Here is a 15,138-nt window from a genome sequence, read left to right as displayed (position 1 = left end):
CGACTGATGCGAGAACGTTATATGACTGCCGGGGCCCGGCCGTCCACCAGCACCGTCAGGCAGCGTGTCAGGCGGAGATCTCGTCCGCCAGTGCGCGAAGCGCCAGTCGGTACGAACCGATACCGAAGCCCGCCACCGTTCCGGTCGCCACGGCGGCGATGACCGAGGTGTGCCGGAACTCCTCGCGGGCGTACGGGTTCGAGATGTGCACCTCGATCAGCGGCGCCGTGCGCTGCGCGGCCGCGTCCCGCATGCCGTACGAGTAGTGGGTGAAGGCCCCCGGGTTGATGACCACGGGGATCTTCCCGTCCGCCGCCTCGTGCAGCCAGCGGATCAGCTCGCCCTCGTCGTTGGTCTCGCGGACCTCGACGTCGAAGCCGAGCTCCTCGCCCAGCGAACGGCAGCTCTCCACCAGCCCGGCGTACGAGGTGGCCCCGTACACGTCGGGCTCGCGCGAGCCGAGCCGGCCCAGGTTGGGACCGTTCAGCACGAGCACGGGGCGGCTCACGCCGATACCTCGCCGTAGGCGGCGATCAGGTGCGCCGGGTCGGGACCCTCCAGGACGGTCGGCTTGCCCAGTCCGTCGAGGACGATGAAGCGCAGCAGGTTGCCGCGGGACTTCTTGTCGACCTGCATGGTCTGGAGCAGCTTGGGCCACTGGTCGCCGCGGTAGGTCAGCGGCAGGCCCACGGCGGCCAGGATCTCCCGGTGCCGGTCGGCCGTCGCGTCGTCCAGGCGGCCCGCGAGCCGGCCGAGTTCGGCGGCGAAGACCATGCCGACGGACACGGCCGCGCCGTGCCGCCACTTGTAGCGCTCGTTCTTCTCGATGGCGTGCGCGAGGGTGTGGCCGTAGTTCAGGACCTCGCGGAGCCCCGACTCCTTGAGGTCGCTGGAGACCACGTCGGCCTTGACCTGGATGGAGCGCACGATGAGCTCGGCGGTGTGCGGGCCCTCGGGCGTACGGGCCGCCGCCGGGTCCGCCTCGATCAGGTCGAGGATCACCGGGTCGGAGATGAATCCGGCCTTGATGATCTCGGCGAGGCCGCTGACGTAGTCGTTGACCGGCAGCGAGTCCAGCGCCGCCAGGTCGCACAGCACGCCGGCCGGCGGGTGGAAGGCGCCCACGAGGTTCTTGCCCTCGGCGGTGTTGATGCCCGTCTTGCCGCCGACCGCCGCGTCCACCATCGCGAGGACGGTGGTCGGTACGGCGATCCAGCGGACCCCGCGCAGCCAACTGGCCGCGACGAAGCCCGCGAGGTCGGTGGTGGCTCCCCCACCGACACCGACGATCACGTCGGTGCGGGTGAAGCCGGACTGGCCGAGGGCCTTCCAGCAGTAGGCGGCCACCTCGATCGTCTTGGCCTCCTCGGCGTTCGGCACCTGGATGGCGACCGCCTCGTAGCCCTGCTCGGCCAGGTCGTCGCGCAGCGCCTCACCGGTCGAGGCCAGCGCCTCGGGGTGGATCACGGCGACCCGCTGGGCCTTCGTACCGATCAGGGAGCCGAGCTCGCCGAGCAGCTGCCGCCCGACGAGCACGTCGTACGCGTCGTGTCCGGCGCTCGCGCCGACCTGGATCCGCGTCACCTGGTCTGTCATACGTCCTTCAACTCCAGAGCGTCGAGGACCGCCTGGGCGACCTCTTCGGGGGTGCGGTCGTCGGTGGCCACCACGACGCGCGCGACTTCGGTGTACAGGGGGCGCCGGGCGTCCATCAGCTCGCGCCACTGGCGGCGCGGGTTGACGGCCAGCAGCGGGCGGGCGGCGCCGAGGCCCACCCGGCGTACGGCTTCCTCGACGTCCATCGACAGGTAGGCGACGGGCAGACCGGCGAGCAGCTCGCGGGTGCCCCCGTCGAGGACGGCGCCGCCGCCGAGGGCGAGGACTCCGGTGTGCCCGGCGACGGCGGCGGCGACCGCCTGCCGCTCCAGCTCACGGAAGTACGGCTCGCCCTCGTCGACGAAGATGTCGGAGATCTCCCGGCCCTGGGCCGAGACGATGTCGGCGTCGGTGTCCCGGTAGGGGACGCCGAGCCGCTCGGCGAGCAGCGCCCCCACCGTGGACTTGCCGGACCCCATGGGTCCGACGAGGACGACCAGTGGTCCGGCGGTCACCGGATCTGCAGGTTGTCGAGGTACGACCGGACGTTGCGGCGGGTCTCCGGGACGGAGTCACCGCCGAACTTCTCTACGACCGCGTCGGCCAGCACGAGGGCGACCATGGCCTCGGCGACGATGCCGGCGGCCGGCACGGCGCACACGTCGGAGCGCTGGTGGTGGGCCGCCGTCGCCTCTCCGGTGGCCACGTCGACGGTCGCCAGTGCGCGCGGGACGGTCGCGATGGGCTTCATCGCGGCCCGTACGCGCAGCAGTTCGCCGGTGGTCAGACCGCCCTCGGTGCCGCCGGAGCGACCGGAGGTGCGCCGCAGACCCTCGGGGGTGGAGACGATCTCGTCGTGCGCCTTGGAGCCGGGGACGCGGGCGAGCTCGAAGCCGTCGCCGACCTCGACGCCCTTGATGGCCTGGATGCCCATGAGGGCGGCGGCGAGACGGGCGTCGAGCCGGCGGTCCCAGTGGACGTGCGAGCCGAGGCCGACGGGGACCCCGTACGCGAGCACCTCGACGACGCCGCCGAGGGTGTCGCCGTCCTTGTGGGCCTGGTCGATCTCGGCGACCATCGCCTTGCTGGCGTCGGCGTCGAGGCAGCGCACCGGGTCGGCGTCGAGCTTCTCGACGTCGGCGGGGGTCGGGTAGACGCCGTACGGGGCCTTGGCCGCGGCCAGCTCCACCACGTGCGAGACGATCTCGATGCCGGCGACCTCCTTGAGGAAGGAGCGGGCGATCGCGCCGAGGGCTACGCGGGCCGCGGTCTCCCGGGCGCTGGCGCGCTCCAGGATCGGCCGGGCCTCGTCGAAGCCGTACTTCTGCATGCCGGCGAGGTCCGCGTGGCCGGGCCGGGGACGGGTCAGCGGCGCGTTGCGGCCGGTGTCCTTGAGCAGGGAGGGGTCGACCGGGTCGGCCGACATGACCGTCTCCCACTTGGGCCACTCACTGTTGCCGACCATGACGGCCACGGGGGAACCCAGCGACAGACCGTGCCGGACGCCGCCCAGGAAGGTGATCTCGTCCTGCTCGAACTTCATCCGGGCACCGCGGCCGTAGCCGAGCCGGCGCCGGGCCAAGTGGTCGGCCACCAGCTCGGTGGTGACCGGGACGCCGGCGGGAAGGCCCTCCAGCGTCGCCACCAGTGCCGGTCCGTGGGACTCCCCGGCGGTCAGCCAACGCAACCTGCTCAACGATGCTCCTCATGCTCGCGCCTGGTACAGCGACGGCGCGATCGGGTGCGCGGCCCGGACCCGCCTCACCCGATCCTCCCATGTCCGCAGGGGTTTCTCGGGCCCCGGTCCAGCCCTCGGACGCCCGAATGGTCAGCGGACCCGTCGGCCGCGCTCGCGGTGCCAGGTGATCGCTGACCACAGGATGACGGAACCGAGGAGTCCGATCGTGATCGCCTTGGTCCACAGAGGCAGGCCGCCGAAGGCCACCCTGGCCATGTGGAAGAGCACGAAGGGGAGATCCCACTTCGACGCCAGTACCTGGTCCGTGTCATTCCCGTCCATGCCGCCCCCCGTGAATGTGCAGGTGGAAAGCCTAACGGGAGGTGAGCGCCCGTTCTCCGGCGGCCCTCATGGCGGCGAGCGGACCCGGGGTCCGGCCCGTCATCCGCTCGACCTGGAGCACGGCCTGGTGCACGAGCAGGTCCAGGCCGCCGACGACCCGGCCGCCCTGTCCCGACCAGGCCGCGGCCAGTGCGGTCGGCCAGGGGTCGTAGAGGACGTCGAAGAGGGTGCCCGCACCTTCCGGTACGGAGCCGGCCAGCGCGTCGGTCGTGCCGGCCGGGGTGGTGGCGATCACCAGGGGCGCGGACAGGGCCGTGGCCGCCTCGGACCAGTCGGCCGTGCGGACGGGTACGCCGAGCCGCTCGCCCCACTGCCGCATCTCGTCGGCGCGGGCCTGCGAGCGGACGTACGCGGTGACCTCGCCGGAGCAGATCCGCGCGAGGGCGGCGAGCGCCGAGGAGGCGGTGGCCCCGGCGCCGAGGATCGCGGCGGAGGGCACCTTCTCGACGCCGCGCTCGTGGAGCGCGGCGACGATGCCGGGGATGTCGGTGTTGTCGCCGAGGCGCCGGCCGTCCTCGGTGAAGACGACCGTGTTGACCGTCTCGACGGAGGCGGCCGTGTCGCTGATGCCGTCCAGCAGCGGGATGATCGCCCGCTTGAGCGGCATGGTCAGGGACAGTCCGGCCCACTCGGGGCCGAGGTCTGCCACGAACTCCGGGAGCGCGGCCTCGTCGATCTCGAAGCGGTCGTACGACCAGTCGTCGAGGCCGAGCTCCTGATAAGCGGCGCGGTGCAGCACCGGTGAGAGGGAGTGCTCAATGGGCGAACCCAACACCGCGGCCCTTATGCGTGCCATGTCCTGCTATCCGCCGTTCTTCTGCTTCTGCCGTTCCTGGAACTCGTTGGCCAGCTTCGTGTGCTCTTCGTAGGTCTTGGTGAAGGTCGTCGTGTTTCCGTCGACCGACACGAAGAACATCCAGCCACCGTGGTCCGGGCTGAGCGTAGCGGTCAGGGCGTCCAGGCCCGGGTTCCCGATCGGGCCGGTGGGCAGTCCCCTGACGAAGTGCGTGTTGTAGGGGTGATCGAAGGCCTGGGCTTCCTTCAGGTTGAAGTTGATCTCGCTCTGGTTCCTGACGTAGTTGTACGTCGAGTCGAACTGGAGCTTCTGGTTCGTGACGTCGTTGGTCTTCTTGAGGCGGTTGTAGACCACCTCGGCCATCTTGCGGAAGTCGTCGTGGTTCTTGCCCTCGGCGTTGACGAGGCTGGCGACCGTGACCACCTGGAGGGGATTCTCCAGGCCCAGCTCCTTGGCCTTGCCCTCGATGCCCAGCTCCGCGTACTTGTCGCTCGCGTTCTTGACCATCTGCTTGAGCAGGGTATCGGGGGTGCTGTCCTTGCTGAGGTCGTAGCGGGTCGGGTACAGGAAGCCTTCGAGCGGGTCGATGAGCTTCGGGTTGTTGTTCGCCCAGGCCGGCAGGCCGAGGTTCTTGACCTCGCGCTTGGCGATCTCGGCGGTGGTGCCCTCCTGCTGGCCCAGCTTCTTGTCGATCGCCGCGTACACCGTGGTGTTGCGCATGCCCTCGGTGACCGTGATGACGTTCAGCTTCGTCGGGTCGCTCATGACCTCGACGGCGGACGCCGCCGACATCTTCTTCCTGAGCGGGTAGACGCCGGCCTGGATGGCCTTGCCCGGCGGGAGCTTGGCCGCGGCGTCGGCGAAGGCCTGACCGCTGGCGACGACGCCCGCCTTCTTGAGGATCAGGCCCATCTGCATGAGGCCGGAGCCCTTGGGGATCTCGACCTCGACGATCTCGCCGGTTCCCTCGCCCGCGAAGTCCTCGGCCGAGCTGAACCTGGCCTTGATGTAGTTGTAGCCGTAGTAGCCGCCACCGCCGACCACGCCGAGGATGACGGTCGCGGCGACCAGGCAGGCCATGCCGCTGCGCTTCTTGGGGCTGCCGCCCTTGCGGCCGCCCCGGCGCCCGTCACCGGGCTCGTCGCCGTCACCGTCGTCGTCGCCGTCACGGCCGCCGCCCGCGGCGAGGAGGCCGCTCTCCGGCTCTTCCTCCTCCTCGACCGGTTCCGGTGCCGGGTGACGCCTGCCCGGGGGCTGCGGCGGCGCGTAGGCGTCCTCGGTGCTGTAGTGGTCGGGAGCCTCACCGGGGTAGCCCGTCACGGGCTGCTGGGTGTAGGGGTCCACGCCCGCGTACGGACCGGTCTGCACCGCGGAGGCGTACTGGACCTGGCCGGTGTCCCAGCCCTGGCTGTCGTACACCGGCTGGGGCTGGGGCTGCGCCTGCTGCTGGGCATAGGCCCGCTGCTGGGCCTGCTGCTGGGCGTAGGCCTGCTGCTGCGCATACTGCTGCTGCGCCTGCTGCGGGTACTGGCCCTGGGGGCCCTGGGGGCCGCCCTGGGGGTACTGCCCCTGCTCGTACTGCTGCTGCGCGTACTGCCCCTGCTGGTACTGGGGCTCCTGCGGGTACTGCTGCTGGTGCTCCGGGTACTGCTGGTACTGCTGCTGCGGGGGGTACTGCTGCTGGTACTGAGGCTCCTGCGGGAACTCCTGCTGCGGGGCACCGCTGTAAGGCACCTGGCCCTGCTGGGTCTGGTGCCCGGTCCACCCCTGGTCCCCGTAAAGGGGATCCTCGGGGTGCCAGGGTTCGGGGCCACGGCCCCGGCCATACTCAGTCATCGGTCCCCTAGAGCCGCGAGACGGAGGCCACGGACTCCGTCGTCCGTGGCACCCGGTTCCGCCTCTTTGACGGTGGGCGACGGCTGTTCGAATGCCGTCTCATCGCGCGGAACGTTACCGTATCGCGATCAGACAACCACTTCGACGCACTCACCGGGCGGATTACCTGATACCCGTTCGGTCTCAAGAGCGTTCTGAAGGATCACCACAGCGGCCGCCTGGTCGATGACCGACCGGCCCTTCTTGGCGTTCTTTCCGGAGGCCCGCAGTCCTTGTGCGGCGGTGACCGTGGTCATCCGCTCGTCCACCAGACGGACCGTCACCGGCTTGATGCCCTTGGCGAGTTCGTTCGCGAAGACGCGGACCTTGGCCGCCGCCGGCCCCTCCCGCCCGCTGAGCGAACGGGGGAGGCCGACCACGACTTCGAGGGGCTCGTACTCCTCGACGAGCTGCCGCAGCCGCCGGTGGGCGAAGGGGATGTCCCGGCCCGGAACGGTCTCCACCGGTGTGGCCAACACCCCGTCGGGGTCGCACGAGGCGACCCCGATGCGGGCATCACCGACATCGATGGCGAGCCGGCGGCCGCGGCGCAGAGTCATCGTCAGGCCGTCTCGACGACGAGGCGCTCGACGGCGCTGATGGCTTCCGGAACGGCGTCCGGGTTCTGACCGCCGCCCTGGGCCACGTCGGGCTTGCCGCCACCGCCGCCACCGAGGGTCTTGGCAGCCGTACGGACCAGGTCGCCGGCCTTGAGGCCACGCTCGCGGGCGGCCTCGTTGGTGGCGATGACGGTCAGCGGGCGGCCGCCGGACACGGCGAACAGGGCCACGACGGCCGGGCGGTCGCCCTGGATGCGGCCACGGACGTCGAGGACCAGCTTGCGCAGGTCGTCGGCACCGGTGCCGTCCGGCACCTGGCCCACGACCAGGGCGACACCGTGGATGTCCTGGGCGTTCGCGGCGAGACCGGCGGCGGCCTGGAGAACCTTCTCCGCGCGGAACTTCTCGATCTCCTTCTCGGCGTCCTTCAGCTTGCCGAGCATGGAGGCGATCTTCTCCGGCAGCTCCTCCGGGCGGCCCTTCACGAGCTCCTGGAGCTGGGCGACGACCGTGTGCTCCTTGGCGAGGAAGTTGTACGCGTCCACGCCCACCAGGGCCTCGACGCGGCGCACGCCGGAGCCGATGGAGGACTCGCCGAGCAGCTTCACCAGACCCAGCTGGGCGGTGTTGCCGACGTGCGTGCCGCCGCACAGCTCCTTGGAGAAGTCGCCGATGGTGACCACGCGGACGCGCTCGCCGTACTTCTCGCCGAACTCGGCGATGGCGCCCTGCTTCTTCGCCTCGTCGATGCTCATGATCTCGGCGGTGACGTCGAGCTCGCGCGACAGCACGTCGTTGATCTTCTGCTCGACGTCGGTGAGGACCGAGCCGGGGACGGCGTTCGGGGAACCGAAGTCGAAGCGGAAGCGGCCGGGGCTGTTCTCGGAACCGGCCTGGGCGGCCGTCGGGCCGAGGGCGTCGCGCAGCGCCTGGTGGGTGAGGTGCGTGGCCGAGTGGGCACGGGCGATGGCCCGGCGGCGGTTCACGTCGATGGCGGCGTACGCGGAGGCGCCCACGGTCACCTCGCCGACCTGGACGGAGCCCTTGTGCACGGAGACGCCCGGAACCGGCTGCTGCACGTCGCGGACGACGATGACGGCGCCCGAGTCGAGCTTGATGCGGCCCTGGTCGGCGAGCTGGCCACCGCCCTCGGCGTAGAAGGGGGTGCGGTCGAGGACGACCTCGACCTCGTCGCCCTCGGAGGCGGCGGGCGCGGAGACGCCGTTGACCAGGAGGCCGACGATGGTCGACTCGCCCTGGTTGGTGGCGTAGCCGGTGAACTCGGTGGCGCCGGAGCCGTCGGCGATCTCCCGGTAGGCGGACATGTCCGCGTGGCCGGTCTTCTTCGCCTTGGCGTCGGCCTTGGCGCGGTCGCGCTGCTCCTGCATCAGACGGCGGAAGCCGGGCTCGTCCACGGAGAGGCCCTGCTCGGCGGCCATCTCCAGGGTGAGGTCGATCGGGAAGCCCCAGGTGTCGTGGAGCAGGAACGCCTTGTCGCCGGAGAGGACCGTGCCGCCGGCGGCCTTGGTCTCGGTCACGGCGGTGTCGAGGATGTTGGTGCCACCCTTGACGGCCTTGAGGAAGGCGGCCTCCTCGGCGAGCGCGACGGTCTCGATGCGCTTGCGGTCGGTGACGAGCTCCGGGTACTGCTGGCCCATCGTGTTGATCACGACGTCCACCAGGTCCTGGACGACGGGACCGGTGGCGCCCATGAGGCGCATGTTGCGGATGGCGCGGCGCATGATGCGGCGCAGCACATAGCCGCGGCCCTCGTTGCCGGGGGTGACGCCGTCGCCGATGAGCATGGTCGAGGTGCGGATGTGGTCGGCGACCACGCGCAGCGAGACGTCCGTGCCCTGCTCGGCGCCGTACCGCACGCCGGTCAGCTCGGTGGCCTTGTCCATGACCACGCGCAGGGTGTCGGTCTCGTACATGTTCTGCACGCCCTGCAGGATCATCGCGAGGCGTTCCAGGCCCAGGCCCGTGTCGATGTTCTTCGACGGCAGGTCGCCGAGGATCGGGAAGTCTTCCTTCCCGTCGCCCGCGCCGCGCTCGTACTGCATGAAGACCAGGTTCCAGATCTCCACGTAGCGCTCGTCGTTGACGGCCGGGCCGCCCTCGACGCCGAACTCGGGGCCGCGGTCGTAGTTGATCTCGGAGCACGGACCGCAGGGGCCGGGGACGCCCATGGACCAGAAGTTGTCCTTCTTGCCCAGGCGCTGGATCCGCTCGGCGGGCACGCCGATCACGTCGCGCCAGATCGTCTCGGCCTCGTCGTCGTCGAGGTAGACGGTGATCCAGAGCTTCTCCGGCTCGAGGCCGTAGCCGCCGTCCGCCACGGAGCTGGTGAGCAGCTCCCAGGCGTACTTGATGGCGCCTTCCTTGAAGTAGTCCCCGAAGGAGAAGTTGCCGCACATCTGGAAGAACGTGCCGTGGCGGGTGGTCTTGCCGACCTCTTCGATGTCCGGCGTACGGACGCACTTCTGCACGCTCGTGAGCGTCGGCGCCGGAGGCTTGACCTCGCCCAGGAAGTAGGGCTTGAACGGCACCATGCCCGCGGGCACCAGCAGCAGAGTCGGGTCGTCCGCGATGAGCGACGCCGAAGGGACAACGGCGTGACCGCGCTCCTCGAAGAAGCTCAGCCAGCGGCGGCGAATTTCAGCCGACTCCATCAGTGGTCCTCATTCCGGTCGTACGAAAGGTTGGGGCGGTAGGTGGTCTTGGTGTGCTCGATGGCCCGCAGCCGCCGCGGCCCGGGGAGGGCCGTGACGTTGTCGGGCCGGTCGGGGTCCTGGTGGAGCCCCAGTGCGTCGTTCAGCTCGTCCTCGCGCTGCGTCATTCCCGCCTTGACGTCGAGGGCGAAGTCCTTGAGGCGGTGACCCGCTTCCACGGCCTTGTCGGCCGCCTGGGCCGCGAGACTCTCCGGCGTCAGCTTCTTCAGCTGGCGGTTGACCTTGGTGGTGGCCCACACGCCGGCGGCTGCGCCTGCGGTGAACCAGAAGGCTCGGCGGAACATCGGCGGTCTCAGCCCTTCTGCCTGCGGCGCCGGGCGGCGGGCACCGTACGGCCAACGATCACGGTTCGTCGGGATGTCTTCGGCGGCGTGCCGCCCGACGTCGCGGCATCCCCCTTGCCCAGCGCCTTGCGGACCCCGTAGCCGAAGGCCGCGACCTTCACCAGCGGCCCGCCGAAGGCGGTGGCAACGGTGGAGGACAGGGCGGAGGCGTTGGAGGTGACCTCCTGGACATCGCTCGCGATGGCGTCGACGCGGTCCAGCTGGGTGCGCGCGGAGCGGACGGTGTTGGAGGCGTCGGCCAGCAGCGGGACGGCCTGGTCGGTCACGTCGGCCACCAGCTTGGTGGTCGCCCTCAGTACCTGGGCCAACCTCACGAGGGCCACGGCCAGGAAGGAGATCAGGATGGCCCAGAAGACGGCCACGATGATCCCGGCCACCTCTACACCGGACACGTCACACCGCTCTCTGTCTATTCCTGAAGTGCAGGACTATTCGCCCTCCGACCCTATCGCGCCGGAGATCCCCGGCCTTACCCGAATTCGGGGAGGACGGGACCCGCCTTGAACGCAGCGCATCCGGACCAGTACCCTCCGTGTCCCATGGGACAGAGACCCCTTCGAAGTACCGCCGGGGGCAATCTTCCCTCGGAGCTCGGCCGGTTCATCGGGCGGGGTGGCGAACTCGCCGAGCTGGGGCGGCTCCTGGAGTGCTCCCGGCTCGTGACGGTGACCGGCGTGGGCGGGGTGGGCAAGTCCCGGCTCGCGCTCGCGGCGGCCCAGGGCGCCGCCGAGGGAGCGAAGGAACGCTACTGCGACGGGGTGTGGTTGGCCGAGCTGGCCACCGTGCGGGATCCCGCGCTGCTGGAGCTGGCCCTCGCCGAGGCGCTGGAGCTGACCGACCACACCACCCGCCCGCCCCGGACCGTCCTGGCCGAGCACCTGTCCGGGCGCCGGCTGCTGCTGGTCCTGGACGGCTACGAGCAGCTGGTCGACGAGTGCGCCGACCTGGTACGGGACCTGCTGCGCCGCTGCCCCGGCCTGCGCGTCCTCGCGGCGGGCCGGCGCCCGCTGGCCCTGGAGGGGGAGCTGACCCTCCCCCTGGCCCCGCCGGTCCCGGAGGAGGCGCTGGCCCTGCTGACGGCCCGGGCCCGCGCGGCCGACCCGGCCTTCGCCGTGACCGCGGACAACCGGGCCGCGCTGGTCGAACTGTGTGCCCGGCTCGACGGGATCCCGCTGGCCCTGGAACTGGCGGCGGGCCGGCTGCGGACGCTGTCCCCCGCCCAGGTGCTCGCCCGGCTGGAGGACCGCTTCGCGCTGCTGACGGGCGGTGCGCGCGGCGGGCTCGCCCGGCACCGGGCGCTGCGTACGGCCATCGGCTGGAGCCACGAGCTGTGCACGCCGGCGGAGCGGCTGCTGTGGGCGCGGTTGTCGGTGTTCGCGGGGCAGTTCGACCTCGACGCCGTCGAATACGTGTGCGCGGGCCCGGATCTGCCGGTGGAGGAGGTGCTGGACCTGGTCGGGGAGCTGCAGGCCCAGTCCCTGCTGGTCAGGGAGGAGACACCCGCCGGGGTACGCCTGCGCATGCTGGAGACCGTACGGGTGTACGGGGCGGCCTGGCTGGAGTCGCTGGGCGACGCCGGACGTCTGCGGCGGCGCCACCGGGACTGGTACGTGGGGCTGGCCACGTGGTGCGAGCTGGACTGGTTCAGCCCGCGCCAGCAGGAGGTGGCCGCGCTGGTGGAGGCGGAGCTGCCGAACCTCCGGCTCGCCCTTGAGTGCTGCCTGGACGAGCCGGACGAGGCGCATCTGGGCCAGTACCTGGCGGGGACGCTGTGGTTCTACTGGGCCGGCTGCGGGCGCCTGACCGAGGGCCGGCACTGGCTGGAGCGGACCCTGGAGCCGGTGGACCAGGCCGGGTCGGAGTACGAGAGCTCGCGGCTGAAGGCCCTGTGGGTACTGGGCTACGTCGCGGCGCTGCAGGGCGACGCGGCGGCCTCGATGAGCGCCCTGTACGAGTGCCGGGACGGGGCGGCGCAGAGCGGGAACCCGGTGGCGGCGGCCTATGCCGTGCACCGGATGGGGTGTCTGGCGCTGGTCTCGGACGACATGGGGCGGGCCCGGGAGCTGCTGGGCACGGCGCTGGAGCAGTACCGGGCGGCCGGCGAGCTGAACAGCAACGTGCTGATGTGCCAGGTGGAGCTGGGGATGGCCCTGGCCTTCCTCGGCGACCTGCCGGGCGCGCTCGCGCTGTGCGGGGAGGTCCGGGAGATCTGCGAGGAGCGCGGGGAGCGCTGGACGAAGGCGTACGCCCTGTACGTCCTCGCGTACGCGGCCCTCGACGCGGGGCGCACCCGGAAGGCGCGGCTGCTGCTGACCGAGTGCGTGGCGATCAACCACGTCTTCCACGATCTGGTCGGGCTGGTGCTCGCGCTGGAGCTGCTGGCGCTGGTCACGGTCGCGGAGGGGGACGCGGCCGAGGCCGCGGTGCTCCAGGGCGCGGCGGAGCCGATGTGGGGCGGGGTGGGGCTCCAGCTGTTCGGCTCGGGCTACTTCAACGCCCCGCGGCTGATGTGCCGGGAGCAGGCGGGCGAGCTGCTGGGCGCCGAGCGCTACGCGGCGTACGAGGCCGAGGGGCGGGAGCTGAGCCGAGAGGCGCTGGTGGGGCGGGCGCTGCGCGATCCGGAGGAAAGCGGCGGGGGCCCCGGCGGGGTGCCGCGGCAGGCGGGGCGGCCGCGCGGCTCCCGGGTGCCGCGGGGCGCGGCGGCGGAGCAGCCGCAGCCCTGAGGCCGGGCCGGTGGCGGAAACGGAAAACCCGCCGCCCCCCGGAGGGGACGGCGGGCCGACCAGCCAGTGAGACTAGGCCTGCATCAGCGGGCGTAGTACTCGACGACGAGCTGCTCGTCGCAGATGACCGGGATTTCCTTGCGGTTCGGGTCGCGGTCCAGGCGGAAGGCCAGGGCCTTCAGGTTGACCTGCAGGTAGCGCGGGGTCTCGCCCTCGCCTGCGTAGCCACCCTCGCGGGCAACCTGGAACGGAACCTTCTCGCGGCTGCGCTCGCGCACGGTGATGACGTCGTCCGGACGGACACGGAACGACGGCTTGTCGACCTTGTCGCCGTTGACCTCGATGTGGCCGTGAACGACCATCTGGCGGGCCTGGTAGATGGTGCGGGCGATGCCCGAACGCAGAACCAGGGCGTCGAGGCGACGCTCGAGCTCGACGACAAGCGCCTCGCCCGTCTTGCCTTCGGCCTTCTTGGCGCGGTCGTACGCGCGGGCCATCTGACGCTCAGAGATGTCGTACTGAGCGCGCAGACGCTGCTTCTCCAGCAGACGAACCTTGTAGTCCGAGTTCTGCTTGCGGCCACGGCCGTGCTCGCCCGGCGGGTAGGGGCGGGCCTCGAAGTACTTGACGGCCTTCGGGGTCAGCGCAATGCCGAGGGCACGCGACTTCTTGACCTTGGGTCGCTTCTGGTTCACGTGGAACCTACCTCCATGTAAGTTAGGTGAGGCTTACCTTAGCGAGGAGGACGTAATGTCTCGACCACATGGGATCCCCCTGCCCAGTGCGCAACGCAGTTCGGATTCAGACGAAACAGAATCCGCTTGCGCCGACGATAAGCAAGGTCAGCCGCGTCCCAGGGAAGGCGTTCGGCAGCTCACCGGAGCCGAACGCGTACGAACCCTCGTAGAGTCCAACGCCTCAGTATCCCTCACTCTGATCGGTGCTCGTGACACGCACGGTTCCGAAGAGTTCGGGACAGGGATGCCGGTCGCACGGACCGTCACCCCGGACGGGGACGTGATTCTCCTTGTATCAGGGGAATCCGCGGCTGCCAGGGCAGCCGCTCACGCCCAGGACGACGACCTCACCGCCGTGATCGAGATCACGGATGTGGCGCCGGTGTCCGTGCCACATCGTATCCGAGGTCGCGCCTGGCTCGCCGGTTGGCTGACGCCGGTGCGCGGGGACGACCGCGCGGCCTGCGCGGCGCTGCTCGCGGAGCGGCATCCGGTCGGCGAGCTGCTCGGCATGCGGGAGTCCCTCGACCCCCCGCACACCGGCCGCCCGGCCTGGATGATGCTGCGCCTGGAGGTCGGCGAGATCTCGGTGGACGACCTGTGGGGCGCCGAACACGTGGAACCGGAGGACCTGGCCGCGGCGGAGCCGGACCCGATGGTCGCGCACGAGACGGAGCTGCTGCAGCACCTGCACTCCGCCCACGGCGACCGGCTCGGCGAGCTGTGCGGGCTGCTGGGCGCCCGCGAGGCCCGCGGCATGAGCGCCGTCCCGCTCTCCCTGGACCGCCTCGGCCTGCGCGTCCGCTTCACCGGGGGCGCCGTCGGCTCCTTCGACGCCCGCTTCGACTTCCCGGAGCCGGTCGCGGACATCTGCGGCCTGCGCCGGGCGATGCACTCCCTGTTCTCGGCGGCCTCGCACTAGTCGCACCAGGGGGCGGGGTCACGGGGCGCAGGTCGCCAGCATCTCCTGGAGGGCGAGCTTCTCCGGCGCCGTCACGGAGAGCCCGTACTCGGCCTTGATGCCGGTGTAGCGGCGCGCGTACTCGCACCACTACGCCTGCCGGGGCGGCCGCCACTTGTCGGCCGTCCTGCTGCCCTTGTCGTAGTTGGTCCGCTTGTCCACGGCGAGCAGGACGTCGAGGTCGTTGGCGTACTCCAGCCTGCGCTGCGGGGTCCACGCGTACGCGCCACCCCGCCAGGCGGCGCCGAGCGCCACCACGTGGTCGGTCTGGATCTGCGAGGCGCGCCGGTAGGTGTAGGGCAGCTCCTTGCCGGTGTACGGGTCGTGCAGCACCCCGGAGAGCACGACGCACCGGTTCCGGTCCCCCTCGCGGAGTTCCCTGAGGTCCCGGCGCAGCACGTCGTCACGGGTGTCGCAGCCGTTGCGCCCGCCGACGGCATCGGTCTCGTCGGTCCAGTACCTGCCGAAGTTCTCGCGCTTGTACGTCTGCCGGTTGCGGCCCCACTCGACCTTCAGTCCGGCCAGCTGCGTCTGCGCGGTGCGCGCGTCCGGCGGGAATCCGGCCCCCGTGAGCGGCACCTGCGCGACCAGCGCCGCCGCGCCGGCGCGTGCCGTCCCGGCGTCCTCGTGATGGCATCCGGCCGCCGCGGGCCCGGCGAGGACGAGCGCGAGGACGACGGCGAACGGCCGGGACGGACCCATGCCCGGAGCCTAGGCTCCGCCGCCGCGGCCCA

At 71.2% G+C, this 15,138-nt stretch carries 15 protein-coding genes; 2 read left to right on the top strand and 13 right to left on the bottom strand.

Features of this window, described 5'->3' with window-relative positions:
• Positions 1–67 precede the first annotated feature (67 nt).
• From aroQ to OG373_RS31160, 11 genes are all read right to left on the bottom strand, one after another.
• Positions 68–508: a type II 3-dehydroquinate dehydratase gene (gene aroQ / locus OG373_RS31210; RefSeq protein ID WP_030387213.1), complete on the bottom strand. Its 441-nt coding sequence runs from the start codon at positions 506–508 to the stop codon at positions 68–70.
• Positions 505–1,596, bottom strand: a complete 1,092-nt coding sequence (aroB, locus tag OG373_RS31205; RefSeq protein WP_189972643.1) for a 3-dehydroquinate synthase — start codon at positions 1,594–1,596, stop codon at positions 505–507. The genes aroQ and aroB overlap by 4 nt, the downstream gene beginning before the upstream one ends.
• A complete protein-coding gene (locus OG373_RS31200) occupies positions 1,593–2,111 on the bottom strand; it encodes a shikimate kinase (protein WP_405441675.1) in 519 nt (172 codons plus the stop codon). The genes aroB and OG373_RS31200 overlap by 4 nt, the downstream gene beginning before the upstream one ends.
• Entirely contained in the window at positions 2,108–3,292 is a 1,185-nt protein-coding gene (gene aroC, locus OG373_RS31195) for a chorismate synthase (protein WP_405441673.1), read from the bottom strand. Before aroC ends, OG373_RS31200 begins: the two co-directional genes overlap by 4 nt.
• Positions 3,293–3,424: 132 nt before the next feature.
• Positions 3,425–3,616, bottom strand: coding sequence for a hypothetical protein (locus tag OG373_RS31190; RefSeq protein ID WP_397733311.1), 192 nt, complete (start codon positions 3,614–3,616; stop codon positions 3,425–3,427).
• A 31-nt stretch (positions 3,617–3,647) separates the two neighbouring features.
• Entirely contained in the window at positions 3,648–4,472 is an 825-nt protein-coding gene (locus tag OG373_RS31185; RefSeq protein WP_405441671.1) for a shikimate dehydrogenase, read from the bottom strand.
• A gap of 6 nt (positions 4,473–4,478) precedes the next feature.
• The gene (gene mltG / locus OG373_RS31180) at positions 4,479–6,308 is read right to left on the bottom strand and encodes an endolytic transglycosylase MltG (RefSeq protein ID WP_405441669.1); all 1,830 of its coding nucleotides are present in this window, start codon (positions 6,306–6,308) and stop codon (positions 4,479–4,481) included.
• 128 nt (positions 6,309–6,436) lie between these two features.
• Positions 6,437–6,907 (bottom strand): Holliday junction resolvase RuvX, encoded by a 471-nt coding sequence (gene ruvX / locus OG373_RS31175; RefSeq protein ID WP_030387206.1) that lies wholly within the window; start codon positions 6,905–6,907, stop codon positions 6,437–6,439.
• A 2-nt stretch (positions 6,908–6,909) separates the two neighbouring features.
• Positions 6,910–9,579, bottom strand: coding sequence for an alanine--tRNA ligase (gene alaS, locus OG373_RS31170; RefSeq protein WP_405441667.1), 2,670 nt, complete (start codon positions 9,577–9,579; stop codon positions 6,910–6,912).
• The gene (locus OG373_RS31165) at positions 9,579–9,923 is read right to left on the bottom strand and encodes a DUF6167 family protein (protein ID WP_397733303.1); all 345 of its coding nucleotides are present in this window, start codon (positions 9,921–9,923) and stop codon (positions 9,579–9,581) included. The genes alaS and OG373_RS31165 overlap by 1 nt, the downstream gene beginning before the upstream one ends.
• An 8-nt stretch (positions 9,924–9,931) precedes the next feature.
• Positions 9,932–10,375, bottom strand: a complete 444-nt coding sequence (locus OG373_RS31160; RefSeq protein ID WP_405441666.1) for a DUF948 domain-containing protein — start codon at positions 10,373–10,375, stop codon at positions 9,932–9,934.
• Positions 10,376–10,522: 147 nt separating this feature from the next.
• On the opposite strand from OG373_RS31160, the gene OG373_RS31155 reads away from it, so the two are divergent.
• Positions 10,523–12,706 carry an ATP-binding protein gene (locus OG373_RS31155; RefSeq protein ID WP_405441665.1) on the top strand — a complete coding sequence of 728 codons (2,184 nt, stop codon included), beginning with the start codon at positions 10,523–10,525 and terminating at the stop codon, positions 12,704–12,706.
• 83 nt (positions 12,707–12,789) lie between these two features.
• On the opposite strand, the gene rpsD is transcribed toward OG373_RS31155, so the two are convergent.
• Positions 12,790–13,401: a 30S ribosomal protein S4 gene (rpsD, locus tag OG373_RS31150; RefSeq protein WP_008740451.1), complete on the bottom strand. Its 612-nt coding sequence runs from the start codon at positions 13,399–13,401 to the stop codon at positions 12,790–12,792.
• Positions 13,402–13,456: 55 nt separating this feature from the next.
• Between rpsD and OG373_RS31145 the strand changes: the two genes are divergently transcribed.
• Positions 13,457–14,365 carry a DUF2470 domain-containing protein gene (locus tag OG373_RS31145; RefSeq protein ID WP_405441664.1) on the top strand — a complete coding sequence of 303 codons (909 nt, stop codon included), beginning with the start codon at positions 13,457–13,459 and terminating at the stop codon, positions 14,363–14,365.
• A 129-nt stretch (positions 14,366–14,494) separates the two neighbouring features.
• Here the strand turns inward: OG373_RS31145 and OG373_RS31140 are convergent, their stop codons facing one another.
• Positions 14,495–15,106, bottom strand: a complete 612-nt coding sequence (locus OG373_RS31140; protein ID WP_405441663.1) for an HNH endonuclease family protein — start codon at positions 15,104–15,106, stop codon at positions 14,495–14,497.
• Positions 15,107–15,138: the final 32 nt, after the last annotated feature.

The sequence above is a fragment of the Streptomyces avidinii genome, assembly GCF_045161815.1.
Taxonomy (GTDB): domain Bacteria; phylum Actinomycetota; class Actinomycetes; order Streptomycetales; family Streptomycetaceae; genus Streptomyces; species Streptomyces avidinii.
The sequence above is the reverse complement of the archived record's forward strand: the minus strand, read 5'-3'. Positions and strand labels throughout refer to the sequence as shown.

Excerpts from the sequence above, each read along its gene's own strand:
- aroB (WP_189972643.1), bottom strand. The coding sequence starts at position 1,596 with ATGACAGACCAGGTGACGCGGATCCAGGTCGGCGCGAGCGCCGGACAC.
- OG373_RS31190 (WP_397733311.1), bottom strand. The coding sequence starts at position 3,616 with ATGGACGGGAATGACACGGACCAGGTACTGGCGTCGAAGTGGGATCTC.
- OG373_RS31185 (WP_405441671.1), bottom strand. The coding sequence starts at position 4,472 with ATGGCACGCATAAGGGCCGCGGTGTTGGGTTCGCCCATTGAGCACTCC.
- mltG (WP_405441669.1), bottom strand. The coding sequence starts at position 6,308 with ATGACTGAGTATGGCCGGGGCCGTGGCCCCGAACCCTGGCACCCCGAG.
- ruvX (WP_030387206.1), bottom strand. The coding sequence starts at position 6,907 with ATGACTCTGCGCCGCGGCCGCCGGCTCGCCATCGATGTCGGTGATGCC.
- alaS (WP_405441667.1), bottom strand. The coding sequence starts at position 9,579 with ATGGAGTCGGCTGAAATTCGCCGCCGCTGGCTGAGCTTCTTCGAGGAG.
- OG373_RS31165 (WP_397733303.1), bottom strand. The coding sequence starts at position 9,923 with ATGTTCCGCCGAGCCTTCTGGTTCACCGCAGGCGCAGCCGCCGGCGTG.
- OG373_RS31155 (WP_405441665.1), top strand. The coding sequence starts at position 10,523 with ATGGGACAGAGACCCCTTCGAAGTACCGCCGGGGGCAATCTTCCCTCG.
- OG373_RS31145 (WP_405441664.1), top strand. The coding sequence starts at position 13,457 with ATGTCTCGACCACATGGGATCCCCCTGCCCAGTGCGCAACGCAGTTCG.
- OG373_RS31140 (WP_405441663.1), bottom strand. The coding sequence starts at position 15,106 with ATGGGTCCGTCCCGGCCGTTCGCCGTCGTCCTCGCGCTCGTCCTCGCC.